Raw genomic sequence first — 12,630 nt, 5'->3', positions numbered from 1 at the left:
CCGCGCCTGCAGTGGAGCCGTGCAATGGATCTCCTTTTCTACAGCTTCGTCGTGTTCCTGTTCGCCGCCGTGATCCTGCTGTGCGAGGGCGTCTGGCTATGGTGGTCGAGCACCCACGGCAAGGCGGCGCAGCGCGTGGCGCGCCGGCTTCAGGTGATGTCGGGCGGGACCGGGCGCTCGGGCGAACGCATCTCGATCCTGAAGCAGCGCCGCTTCAGCAGCCACGACGGACTGGACCGCCTGCTGCACCGGATCCCGGCGGCGCACCGTCTCGATGCGTTGCTGGTGCAGGCCGGCAGCAAGCTGACGGTCGACCGCTTCATCGGCTGCTCGCTGGCGGCGATGCTGCTTCCCCTGCTGCTGGCGGCGCGCTGGCCGCTGCCGCTGCCGGTGCGGCTGGCGCTCGCGCTGCTGGCGCTGGCGACGCCCTGGATGCTGGTGCGGCGCGCACGCACCCGGCGCCTGCGCCGCATCGAGCACCAGTTGTCCGATGCCGCCGACTTCATCGCACGCGCGCTGCGCGCCGGCCACTCGTTCACCAATGTGCTGCAAATCGTCGGCAACGAACTGCCCGAGCCGCTCAGTGGGGAATTCCGCATCGCGCGCGAGGAGATCAACTACGGCGTGCCGATGGGCGAAGCGCTGCACAACATGGCTGCGCGCATCCCGCTGACCGACCTGCGCTACCTGATCATCGCGGTGCTGATCCAGCGCGAGTCCGGCGGCAACCTGGCCGAGATCCTCGGCAATATCAGCCAGATCATCCGTGACCGCCTGAAGCTCGCCGCCCAGGTGCGGGTGCTGTCGGCCGAAGGGCGCATGTCGGCCTGGATCCTCGGGCTGCTGCCGTTCGCGGTCACGCTGGTGCTGGTGGTGGTGAATCCGAAATACGTGAGCATGCTGTGGACCGATCCGGCCGGCGTGCGCCTGCTGTGGTACGCGGCCGGGATGATCCTGTTCGGGGTCGTCTGGCTGCGCAAGATTATCCGCATCCGGATCTGAGGAATCGTCATGAATGCCGCCCAACTATGCTTCCTCCTGCTTGTCTTCGCGATCGTGTGCGCCCTGGCCTGGCTGGCGATGGCCTTGTTCGCGCCGGAGGCCCTGCGCGCCAGGCTGCGCCGCTCCGTCGGCAAGTCGGAAACCACCCAGCTCGAGTCGAACGGCTGGGTCGAGAAGGTGGCCAAGGTCAGCCAGCCGCTGACCAAGCTGTCGATTCCCGAGGAGGGGTGGGAAAAATCGGCGCTGCGCACGCGCTTCATGAACGCCGGCTGGCGCAATCCGGTGGCGCCGACCCTGTTCTTCGCATCGAAGACGGTGCTGGCGCTGCTCGGGCCGGCCATTGTCGGGACGCTGGTGGCATTCTCGGTGATCGTGCTCTCGGGCGGCAAGCTGATGTTCCTGCTGCTGCTTAGCGCCACGGTCGGCTATTACTCGCCGAACATGGCGCTGCACCGCCTCGCAAGCCGGCGCAAGCGCGAGATCTTCGAAACCCTGCCCGATGCGCTCGACTTGCTGACCGTCTGCGTCGAGGCTGGCCTGAGCCTGGAGCGCGCCTTCGTCAAGGTGGCCGGCGAGATTCACATCAAAAGCGTCACGCTGGCCCAGGAATTGCAGATCGTGCTGATGGAAATGCGTGCCGGCTTCACCAAGGAAAAGGCGCTGCGTAACTTCGCATTGCGCAGCGGCGTCGACGACGTCGATACGCTGGTGGCGATGCTGATCCAGTCCGAGCGTTTCGGCACCAGCGTGGGCGACTCGCTGCGCGTGTATTCGGAAAACCTGCGCAACAAGCGGCGCACGATGGCCGAGGAGTGCGCCGCCAAGATCGGCCTCAAGCTCCTGTTCCCGCTCATCTTTTGCATCTTTCCGACGCTGCTGATGGTATTGCTGGGGCCGGCAGCGATGCAGCTCAGCCGGACGCTTGCCGCCGTTGCCACACGTTGAATTACAGGGGATGGTCATGAAAACACGCAGGATTCTCAAGAAAATGTCGATACTGGGCGCCGGCATGCTGTTGCTGGCCTGCGCCGACGTCGCGCGCCAGCCGGACGCCCAGCCAGGGCCGGATGCCGACAGCGCCTACAGCCAGGGCCGCGCGCACCACCTTGCCGGCCGCTACGACGAAGCGGTCCAGGCCTACCGCGCGGCGCTCGCCGCCGATCCGCGCCATGTGCGGGCCCGCAATGCCCTGGCGGCCGCCTATGCGCGCCAGGGCGATTACGCCCAGGCCATTCCGATCTGGCGCGAACTGACCGCGGACCTGACGCTGTCGTCCGGCCCCGCCAACGCCTACCTGTTCGCCAACCTGGGCTACGCCTATCTGCTCGGCGGCGACTATCAACAGGCCGTCGCCGCACTGGAAAAGGCTTGCCTGCTCGATCCACTGAACCACCGCGCCTGGGAAAACCTCGGCGAGACCTTACGCCGGCTGGGGCAGGACGCGCGCGCCGGGCTGATGTTCCGCCAGGCCAGCGCGCTGCGCGAGCACGATTTCCGCAGCGATTACGCGGCCGCCGGCGGCAGCGCGGTGAGCGCGATCCAGGCCGCGGTCGAGGCGCCGCGGCCCGACCCCGAATGGGCCGTAACCCAGGTGCTCACGGGCGCCGACGGCATCCTGACGGTGCGCCGCATTCCGTCGCAGCGCGCACTGGCCCAGGCACTGGCCCGGGAAATGCCGGGCAACCTGCCGCCGGCGCCACCGCCATCACCCGGCGGTTCGGCGCCCGTATTGCTCGAAATTCGCAATGGAAATGGGGTGACCGGCATGGCGCGCGCACTGTCGCGCCAGGTCGGCGGCGATGGCGTGCGCGTCACACGGCTGAGCAACGAGCAAGGCTTCAACGTGCGCCGCACCCGCATCGAGCACCAGGCCGCTTATCGCGACGCGGCCGAGCATCTGGCCGCACGCTTCGATGGCGTGGCCGTGGTCCAGGTCGAAAGCACCAGGCCGGCCGACCTGCGCCTGGTCATCGGCAAGGATCTGGTGGACGGCAAGCTTGCATTACGGCCCGCCGCGCCCGGCGCCACATCGGCTGTTGCGATCGCGTCACTCATGAAGACGCCTTGAGGCCGCATACACCCGGCACTGTTGTTCCGTATCGAATCGCGTCGACAGGCGCACCCGAAATGGGACGATACCGTCTCGTTTGAAGGGAGCGTTGCCATGAAAATTGCACAGCGTTTCATCACCATCCTCGTCGCCGCCGCCGCAGTGTCCCTCACAGCCTGCGCGCCGACGGCCACCAGCGAGGGCACCGGCGAATACATCGACGATGCCGTCATCACCAGCAAGGTGAAGGCCGCCTTCGCTGCCGATCCCACTGTCAAGGCCACCGAAGTGCAGGTCGAGACCTTCAAGGGAACGGTACAGCTGAGCGGCTTCGTCGAATCGCGCGAAAGCGCCCAGAAGGCCGTGCAGCTTGCCCGCGACGTCAAGGGCGTGAAGGAAGTGCGCAACAATACGGTCATCAAGTAAGCGGTCATCAAGTAAGCGGTCGTCAAGTAGGCGGTCGTCAAGTAGGCGGTCGTCAAGTAGGCGCCGCCGCGACGGCGCGCCTGCCCCGGCAGGCAGCCGGCGCCGCCTCATGCGTGCGCCGGCACCACTGCGCCTCCTGCCGCGATCGCCGCTTCAGCGCCAGCTGACCTTGCCCAGGCCCTCGGTCGTGGCCCTGCGCTGCGCCGGCTTGCCGTACACCGTGGCCGACCCCATGCCGCTGAGGTTCAGGTTCGCCGCCGAGCCGGCGTACACGGTCGCGCCGCCGAGGCCGCTCATGTCGAGGTCGACGACGTCGGCGCGCAGCTTCTCGGCGTCGAGGTTGCCCACGCCCGCCAGCGTGGCGCGCAGCGTCTTCGTCTGGCCCGCCACGGCCAGCTGGCCGGCGCCGCGCAGCGCCAGGTCCATGCGCTCGGCACGGCCGGCGTCGATCGTCATGCTGCCGACGCCGCCCAGGCGCGCATCGACATTCCGGTAATTCCCGTTGAGGGTGACCGTGCCGGCGCCGTCGAGCGCCAGCACGATGCGCTCGCCGCCGAAACCGCTGACCGTGCTCGCGCCCACGCCTTCGGACACGAACTCGGCCAGGTTCGGCACGGTCAGCTCGGCGCGCAGCTTCGGCTCCTTGCTGCCGCGCCTGTCGTTGCTGCGTTTTTCGGTATCGATCTCCAGCGTCTCGCCGTGCTGGCGCGTCGTCACGCGCGCCACGTCCTCGCGTTCGCCCGAGATCACGAGCGCAGGCTTGGCGCCCTGGCGCAGGACCAGGTCGACCACGCCGTCGAGTTTGACGCGGGTGACACGGGCATCGACAGCGCGCGCCTCGCGGATCACATCGGCGGCGCAAGCCGTGCCGGCGCCGAGCGCCAAAGTGGAAGCCACCAGGGTGGCGCCGAGCAGTTTGTTCATGGTCGTCTCCGTGCGTGTGTGGATGGCTGCACTCTATACGTCGTCGCCCTGCCGCGGCGGGGTCGTGCGACGGACCGTAAGATACGCGGAGTGAAGCGTTGGAAATTCCAGCCGAAGCAGACGGTACAGCGCAGCCAGCGGTGCAGCGTGCGCTCAGCGGTAGCTTGGCGCCGACCACCGTCACCCAGCTTTCGTATTCATGGACCAGTTACAGCACGCCGGTGCAGGACATGCGCCGGGTCGGTGATGAAACAGCGGCGCTGCCCGCAAGGAAGGCAAAAGGCGAAGCGGGGTTCCAGGCGCGAAGCGCGGGTTGTTCAAGATGTGTTTTCGCTTTGACCCGGCGCGCTGAGGAAGCTGTAAAACCTGTAATAAATAAGCGTTTCCGTCTACATCTATGTGTTTCCAGAAACCATCATTTGTTGATTTTCATAAGCTATAATGCAAGATTATCAGTTTCTTCAGACTGGCTGGTTCACCGTTCATTTTGTCGTCCTTGCGAGGTGCGCAGCAGTTTAACTGTGGAGTGCCGTGGACATGTTTTCCGGTGATAGAAGCTTCCTGTTTTGTTCGCTCCAATGACTCTTCGGCTTTCGATCAGGTCCAGCCTGGCAATCATGATGGCAGTATGCCTGGTGCCAGCCTCTATAGTTGGGGTGGGGCTGCTGATGTATTCCTACCACCAGAGCAAACTGCAGTTAATCGAGAACTCTCTAACGATGGCGCGCACGATTTCGCACCTCGTCGATCAGCATTTCTCGAACGTCGAGTCGACGCTGCAGGCCCTGTCGACCTCACCTTCCTTGTCTTCGGGCGATACGTCGGCTTTCTACTGGCAGGCCAAGGAGGCGCTGCTGACCCAGAAGGTCGCCAACATCGTCCTGACCGATGCGAACGGCTTGCAACTGATGAATACGTTGAAACCGCTGGGCGAGACCTTGCCGGAAAACGGTTCGCAGATCCGGGTGCACGATTTCAGGGTGGGGAACACCGCCATCGTCTCCAACCTGTTCAAGGGAAAAGTCGCGGGCCGTCCGGTGATCGCGGTGGCCGTACCGGTGCGCCGCTCCGGCCAGACCTTGTACGGCCTGAGCGCCGGCATGTCGCCTGACATTTTCGAGACCATGCTACGGCAGCAGAAACTGCCTTCGCAGTGGCTCTCGGCAGTTGTCGACCGCAACGGCGTCATCGTCAGCCGTATCGGCAGTCCACGTTCCTATGTAGGGCAGCCTGCCACGGCGGAGCTCAAGCACGCGATGGCGGAAAGCGACGAGGGCAGGTTCGACGGCATGACACCGGATGGCGTGCCCACCTATTCCGTCTTCAAGCGTTCCGAAAGAACGGGCTGGACCGTGGTCATCGGGGTTCCCACCCAATATATCGATGGACAGCTGCGCCAAGCCTTGTCGAGTCTGTTCACCGTCATCGGCGTCGTGTTCCTGGCCGGGCTGCTGGCGACCAGGCTGCTGGGAAACCGGATTGTCGCGGCAATTTCGGCCCTGGTCTCGCCAGCGGCCGCCTTGGGAAGCGGAAAAGTGGTGACGGTGCCGCCACTGCCGCTGGTCGAGGCGGACCAGGTGGGCAAAGCGCTGATGCGTGCATCCGAAATGTTGGCGCAGACACGTTACCAGGCCACCCATGACAGTCTGACCGGATTGCCCAACCGCGTCCTGTTCCACGAAATTATTGGACAGCAGGTGTCGCTTGCGGAACGCAACAAGACCAGCCTGAGCCTGCTCTACATCGACTTGAACCGCTTCAAGCCTGTCAATGACCAGTATGGCCATGCTGCCGGCGACCGGCTGCTGGTGCATGTGGCCATGCAACTGCGCCGCAGCCTGCGCGAATCCGATTTTGCGGCGCGGCTCGGTGGGGACGAGTTTGCCGTCGTCCTGATCGGTACCGGGGCGGCCAACGCCGTGCGTGTCGCAAGCAAGATCCTGGAAAAGCTTGCCGTTCCCCTGGTGCTCGACACCGCAACGGTCCAAGCCGGCGCCAGCGTCGGGATCGCGAGTTATCCCGAGAACGGGCGCGGCGTCCAGGAATTGCTCCATGCTGCCGACGAAGCCATGTATCAAGCAAAAGCGGCTGGCGAGAATCAGATCATTTTGAGTTCTCTGATGAAAACAGAAGCCGAGGCGGCAGCCTGATCGGCCGGGGCTATCGCGCCCCTGCCGCAGCCCTACCTGGCCTCGGCGCCCGCCAGAGTAGACGAGGGCGGCGCTTGTGCCGGCTTGTCGGCAACAGGCACCGGCGCGGCCGGCAGCCACAGGACGATTTCGGTACCCTTGCCGAGCTCGGACTCGACGGTGATGGATCCATGGTGCAGATCGATGATTTCCTTGACGATGGCCATGCCCAGGCCCGTACCCGGTATCTTGCCTGAGGCATCGGCCCGGAAAAAGCGCTCGAAGATCCTCTCGGTATGCGCTTTCGACATGCCGATGCCGGCGTCGCGGACCGCCACGCCCACTTGGCCGCTGTGCTTGCCTGTCCCGTTCTCGATGCGCACACGGATCGGGCCGCCATGCGGGGAGTACTTGACGGCATTCGACACGACGTTCAGGAGCGCCTGGCACAGCTTGTCCGGATCGCCCCATACTTCCACCGATTGCTCAGGATGCAGCACGTCGACCGGCCAGCGTGCGGGATCGGCCGCCAGCGCGGCCAGCGCCCGCTCCACCAGCGCGACCGGCAGCACACGTCCGTAGCGGAAATCCTTGCCTCTCCGGGCCTCGATGCGCGCGAGATCGAGCAGCTCATTGATGATTTTCACGAGTCGTTCGGTTTGCTCATGAATGGTGCCGAGCAGGTCGCGCCGGACCTCGGCCTCGAATTCGTCCGCCAGCAACAGTTCGGTGAACCCATAAATGCTCGCCATCGGCGTGCGCAGTTCATGTGCCGCCGTGGCCAGGAAGTCGCTCTTCATGCGATCGATCTCCATCTCGTGCGTCACGTCCCGAAAATAGAAAAGTTTGCGCGCGGTATGTGCCTTGCTGGTCACCCCGGTTATCGCCAATACGCCATGGCGCGGCAGGGAAAGCGTGAGCAGGTGGAGCGCCGGGTTGCCGGGGACCTGCTGCGAGGCGGAACAGAAGGCGGCAAGCCCCGGGTATTCGGCAGGCTCCTCGATGATTCCGCGCAGGCAGGCGTCCAGTCTTTCCTCGGGCTGGTCCAGGATCGCCTCGGGCGCAATCCCCGTCATGCGGGAGAAGGCCGCGTTGACAAACCGCACCATGCCATGATGGTCGATCGACAACAAGCCGGTCGGGCTGGACGACAACATGGTGTCGAGCTGGTCGTTCCTGTCCTGCAATGCTGCCTCAGCGATCTTGGTCGCCGTAATGTTCTCGTGGGCGATGACGACGCCGCCGATGCCGCCGCGCAGGCGGCTGACGCGTAGCCGGTACCAGCGCGGCTGCGCCGGGGCATGGCAGGCATACTCGGTTTCGAACAGGTGCGATTCGCCGCGCAGGACCGCGCGCACGCCCTCGGCCACGGCGGCTGCGCCTGGAGCGCCCTGGGCCTGGCTGCATATCTCGAGATAGTTGACGCCGGTGCCGATCGCCTCGGGAGCGGCGCCGTTGGCGCTGCCGAACTCGCGCCACGACTTGTTGACGGACAAGATGAAACCATCGGCGTCGAGTACGCAGATATGGGCCGTCAGTCCGTCCAGTGTGGATTGGGCAAAGTCCAGCATGTAGCGCAGCTGGTTCCTCGACTCGCTCAGCTCGCGCGTGCGCTCTTCGACGCGCTGTTCGAGCTCTTCCTGGATCTGCGCGAGGCGGCCGACCATCGACGCGAACGAGCGCCCGAGGCGGCCGATTTCATCCTCCACCGGGTAATGCCAGGTGAAGTCGAGGCGGCCGCTGTCGCGAATGCCGTCGACGCGGGAAGTCAGTTTCTCGAGCGGCGCGGTCAAGGTGCGCGCCATGCGCCGTACCACGAACAGGATCGGCACCAGCACGGCGATGCCGACCAGGGAGTAGCCGGCCAGCCAGAGGCTCAGCGGACGCAGCAAGCTGCCCGCCGCGATCCCCGCTTCCAGCGCCAGCTCGCTGTTGCTGAACGGGCCGCCCAGGTGGACCGGATAGTGCACCTTCAACAAGCTGCTGCGCGAGCCGTCGCCGATCAGCACGCCGCCGGCATCGACCAATTGCAGGTGATAGGGCATCGGCCGCGTCTCGTCACGCGGCGACAGGGTCACCAGTTGCTCCAGGTCCGCCTGCATCAGCAACACGCCCTCGGCCCGGGCCGAGGCTGGATACACGACCGGGATCAGGATCTGCAGCTGGTAGGGGCCCTGGCCATCGCGACGAATCAGCTCCGCCGATGCGACGCCGCCCTCCATGATCTGCGTGATTTTCGAAGGCGGCACCTCGACATCCGCGGCGGCGTGCTGCGCCAAGCCGACCGGGGCGCCGGCATAGTCCAGCAAGGCCAGCGTAGCGCCGCGCCGGACCAGCACATCGCTCTGGAGAAAGGGCGCCAGGTATTCTTGCCTGCCTGAGCTTGTATCGGTCAAGCTGTTGCTCACCAAAGGGTTTTGCGCCATGGCGAGGACGTGGCTATACACATTGCCGATTTCCAGCTCAACCCGCTGGGCAGCCAGTTGGGCGTCATGGCGCAGGCTCGCCTCGACCTGCTCCTTGATGAGCAGGGCGGTGACCGCAAACGATGCCGCGCCGCCCGTGACCAGCACGATGGACAGCAGGGACAGGGCGCGAATACCGATGCGCCCGGCCAGCCCGGAACTGTCGAAACGGCGGCGCAGCCATGTCGACGCCGCAGCGCGTGCGCGCCGCATCGTGTTCAAACACATTCGCATCATCTTGCTTCTTGCTTGACCAGGCGGCCGTCCCTGGTGAATCGGGCCATGAACACATCGTCGGCGTCCAGCGCGTCGCGCCGTCCTTGTGCGAATGGCCGGACATAGCGCTTGACGAGGCCGGCATGCGTGTCGATGCGTTCGAGCGCCTGGCGCACGCGCGTGCGGTCGGTGGTGCCGGCCAGGTCGATCGCTTTTCCAAGCAGGTGCATGAGGTCGTAGGCATGCGCAAAGCCGGCTGAAGACACCCGTTCGACCGCAACTTTTCCTGGCGCCGCGGACACGGCGCGCAGCACGCGTTGGCGCACGGGCGACAGTTCGCCATCGAACGTGAAGCTCTGCACGATGCTCAGGTCGACCTGCGCGATGGCCGGGCCCGCCATGGCGAACAGGTCGCCGCCCGTGACCCCGGAATGCGCCGCGACCGGCATGCGTTGCGCTGGCGGCAACGTGGCGATCTCGCGCAGCAGCAGCGCCGCCTCGTGCTCGTTGGCGACAAGGATGACGCCGCTTGCCCCGGCATCGCGCAAGGCCCAGTACTGCGGCAGCAGGGTCTGCTCGCCCCAGCTGTACCACTGGATGTGAAAGGGAAAGGAGGCGCGCTGCGCGAACCGGCGCAGGGCCTCGGCGCTGCTGCGGCCCCATGCCGTGTTCGGCACCAGCAAGCCGATGGTGCGCACCGCCTTCCGGCCGGTCAGGAAACGGCTCATCGCCTGCATTGCCCAGTTGTCGGTGACGGCCAGGCGGAACACGACCGATGGCTTGCCATGATCGGCCGTCACATCGTTGGCCGCCGACCAGGGCGCCAGCAGCGGCACGTTGGCGCGCCTGGCAAATGGTTCGAGTTCCAGCAGCACGGGGGAGAACTTGCCGCCGAACACGGCCACCAGGTCGGGAAGCTGCAGGAATTCCTGGAAGTTCCCGATGGCGCGGGCGGGAATCGAGCGGTCGTCCCGCGTGATCAGGTTCAGCATGCGGTTGCCGAGTACGCCGCCGCCGGCATTGATCTCGGCGATGGCGAGCCGGATGCCCTGCTCGATCGCCTGGGCCGAGGTGCTGTGGACCAGTCCGAATTCGGCCGTCAGCGCGACCGTCACCGGCCGTGGCGGACGCGCCGCGGCCCAGGTGGGGGCGAACGGCAGGGCGCACAGGGCCAGCCAGGGCAGGGCGGCGCGGCGCTTCATGCCAGCATTGCAGCGATCTGATCGGCGTGGACCGGCCGCGAAAACAGGTAGCCCTGCAATTCCTGGCAGCCCCATTCGCGCAGCATTGCGGCTTGGGCTTCGGTTTCCACGCCCTCGGCAACGACTTCCAGGCCGAGCGAGGCCGCCAGTGTCAGGATGGTGCGCGGAATGGCCGAGCTGCGCTCGTCGCCCCCCATCGCGAACACGAAGGAGCGGTCGATCTTCAGGCGATCGATCGCCAGGTGATGCAGGCGGCCCAGGCTGGAGTGGCCGGTGCCGAAGTCGTCGACCGCAATGCCGATGCCGCTGGCGCGCAGCTGCACCAGCACTTCCGCGGCATTGTCCACTTCATCCATGAGTTCGCTCTCGGTGACTTCGATTTCCAGGTAGCGCGGATCGGCGCCGCAGCGCTCGACCACGGCCGCGACCTGCGCTCCGAAGCCGGGCTCGCGCAACTGCCTGCCGGCGATATTGACGGCGACACGAACCGGCCGCAGGCCGCGCTTGCGCCAAGCCACCTGCTGCAGGCAAGCCTGTTCGAGCACCCAGGCGCCGATGGGCACGATCAGGCCGGTTTCTTCCGCGAGCGGAATGAACTCCGCCGGGGAGATATCTTTCTGTCCCGGGATGCTCCAGCGCAGCAGGGCTTCGACACCCGTGATGGCGCCGGTTGCGGCTGCCACCTGCGGTTGGTACACCAGGTGCAGTTGTTGCTTTTCAAGCGCCTGGCGAAGTGCACTGGTGAGCGAAAAACGCGCCATGCGGCGCCGGCTCAGCTCGTCTTCGTAGATCTGGGTGCAGTTGCCGCCATTGCGCTTGGCCGTGTCGAGGGCGATCTCGGCATTGCGCAGCAGCGTGCTCGCGCTGCCTCCATGGTCGGGAAAGGCCGCGATGCCGGCACTGAGCGACACGTATAACTCACGGCCGGCATGGACGGCCGGGCTGGCAAGGCCGGCGCGCAGGGCGGCGATCAGCGTGGTCATCCTGGCACAGTCATTTCCCATCGCCAGGACGATGAATTCGTCGCCGCCCAGCCTGGCCACCAGCATCTCCGCGCCTGCGACCCGCTGCAGGGCAAGCGCCACCGTGACCAGGATGTGGTCGCCGACATCATGGCCGAGCGTATCGTTGACTTCCCTGAAATGGTCGATGTCGATTGCCAGGATGGCGAAGGGCTGGCGCTGGTCGCGCGCGCGCTGGACCGCCTGCGCCAGCCGGTCCAGGAACAATGCCCTGTTGGGCAGTTTTGTCAGCGCGTCCGTATGCACCAGATAGTCGATTCTCTCGTAGGCCTTGCGTGCAAACATCAGGTCATAGAACAAGGCGACGTAGCCGCAGACTTGCCCAGCCCGGTCCCGGTAGGCGCTGATGTGCAGCCACTCCTCGTATAGTTCGCCGTTACGCCGGCGGTTGCAGATTTCTCCCTGCCATTCGCCCTCGGCATCGATCGTCTGCCACATCTGCGCATAAAACTCCGGCCCATGGCGGCCGGAACTGAGGACGTGCGGCGTGCGGCCGACGACTTCGCTCGCCTCGTAGCCGGTGGTGGCGGTAAACCCCGCGTTCACGCCGATGATGCGCCGCATGTGGTTCGCCACCATCCAGGCATCGCTCGTCCCGGCAAAGACATCGGCCAGAAGCAACTGCTGGACCGGACGTTCGACTTCGGTGGCGGCGGCGGGACGCAACAGGCACAGGAGCGATTCCGAGGAAGGCGGTTCGGCACGCAAGGCGTGCAGGAACAGCATCGCATGCGAGCCGCGCACGGCGTGCACGGCCAGCTTTTCGATGCGCCCCCGCTGGCCCGAAGCCAGGTCGAACAGTTCCTGCGCCAGCGGGCGTCCGGCTGAAGCCTTGATGAGCTCCGTCAGGCGCGCGCCGATCAAGGTCCGCGTTTCGAGGCCGAACAGTTTTTCGGCCTGCAAAGTCGCGTGGGTGATGACGCCTTCCTGGTCGATCACGACGAAACCGAAGCTGCTCAGTGTGCGCACCATGTCCGCAAAGGCGCCCTGGATGCGCGAAGCGATCTCGCTCTCCGGGCTTTCGTGCGCCTGCCGGCTGCGCAGCAGGCGGAACTCGGCCGCCAGCATGCCGAAGTCCTCGGCGTAACGGGCCAGTTGCTCCTTCAGGCCGGCAATCGACAGCTCGCTGCCGCTGTCGGAGACAAAGGACGATCCCGCCAACGCATTATCAACGTGGATGCTTGTCATGGTGGT

General features: G+C 65.7%; 9 protein-coding genes. 5 read left to right on the top strand and 4 right to left on the bottom strand.

Annotated elements, in window-relative coordinates; translation table 11 throughout:
* The first annotated feature begins 24 nt into the window (after positions 1 to 24).
* From RT688_RS00180 to RT688_RS00165, 4 genes are all read left to right on the top strand, one after another.
* Entirely contained in the window at positions 25 to 1,002 is a 978-nt protein-coding gene (locus tag RT688_RS00180; RefSeq protein ID WP_313702832.1) for a type II secretion system F family protein, read from the top strand.
* 9 nt (positions 1,003 to 1,011) lie between these two features.
* On the top strand, positions 1,012 to 1,947 hold the full coding sequence (locus RT688_RS00175) for a type II secretion system F family protein (protein ID WP_313702831.1): 936 nt from the start codon (positions 1,012 to 1,014) through the stop codon (positions 1,945 to 1,947).
* A 16-nt stretch (positions 1,948 to 1,963) separates the two neighbouring features.
* The gene (locus RT688_RS00170; RefSeq protein ID WP_313702830.1) at positions 1,964 to 3,070 is read left to right on the top strand and encodes a LytR C-terminal domain-containing protein; all 1,107 of its coding nucleotides are present in this window, start codon (positions 1,964 to 1,966) and stop codon (positions 3,068 to 3,070) included.
* A 96-nt stretch (positions 3,071 to 3,166) separates the two neighbouring features.
* On the top strand, positions 3,167 to 3,478 hold the full coding sequence (locus RT688_RS00165; protein ID WP_313702829.1) for a BON domain-containing protein: 312 nt from the start codon (positions 3,167 to 3,169) through the stop codon (positions 3,476 to 3,478).
* A gap of 153 nt (positions 3,479 to 3,631) precedes the next feature.
* On the opposite strand, the gene RT688_RS00160 is transcribed toward RT688_RS00165, so the two are convergent.
* A complete protein-coding gene (locus tag RT688_RS00160; protein WP_313702828.1) occupies positions 3,632 to 4,402 on the bottom strand; it encodes a GIN domain-containing protein in 771 nt (256 codons plus the stop codon).
* 668 nt (positions 4,403 to 5,070) lie between these two features.
* On the opposite strand from RT688_RS00160, the gene RT688_RS00155 reads away from it, so the two are divergent.
* On the top strand, positions 5,071 to 6,552 hold the full coding sequence (locus tag RT688_RS00155) for a sensor domain-containing diguanylate cyclase (RefSeq protein WP_313702827.1): 1,482 nt from the start codon (positions 5,071 to 5,073) through the stop codon (positions 6,550 to 6,552).
* A gap of 32 nt (positions 6,553 to 6,584) precedes the next feature.
* Here RT688_RS00155 and RT688_RS00150 read toward each other — a convergent pair whose 3' ends face one another.
* The 3 genes from RT688_RS00150 to RT688_RS00140 are packed head-to-tail and all read right to left on the bottom strand — an operon-like array spanning position 6,585 to position 12,624.
* The gene (locus RT688_RS00150) at positions 6,585 to 9,224 is read right to left on the bottom strand and encodes an ATP-binding protein (protein ID WP_313702826.1); all 2,640 of its coding nucleotides are present in this window, start codon (positions 9,222 to 9,224) and stop codon (positions 6,585 to 6,587) included.
* Positions 9,225 to 9,229: 5 nt separating this feature from the next.
* Complete coding sequence (locus RT688_RS00145) at positions 9,230 to 10,414, bottom strand: ABC transporter substrate-binding protein (protein WP_313702825.1); 1,185 nt, start codon at positions 10,412 to 10,414, stop codon at positions 9,230 to 9,232.
* Complete coding sequence (locus RT688_RS00140) at positions 10,411 to 12,624, bottom strand: EAL domain-containing protein (RefSeq protein ID WP_313702824.1); 2,214 nt, start codon at positions 12,622 to 12,624, stop codon at positions 10,411 to 10,413. Before RT688_RS00140 ends, RT688_RS00145 begins: the two co-directional genes overlap by 4 nt.
* Positions 12,625 to 12,630 lie beyond the last annotated feature (6 nt).

Origin of the sequence: Massilia sp. (assembly GCF_032106685.1) — a bacterium.
GTDB lineage: Bacteria > Pseudomonadota > Gammaproteobacteria > Burkholderiales > Burkholderiaceae_D > Telluria.
The sequence above is the reverse complement of the archived record's forward strand: the minus strand, read 5'-3'. Positions and strand labels throughout refer to the sequence as shown.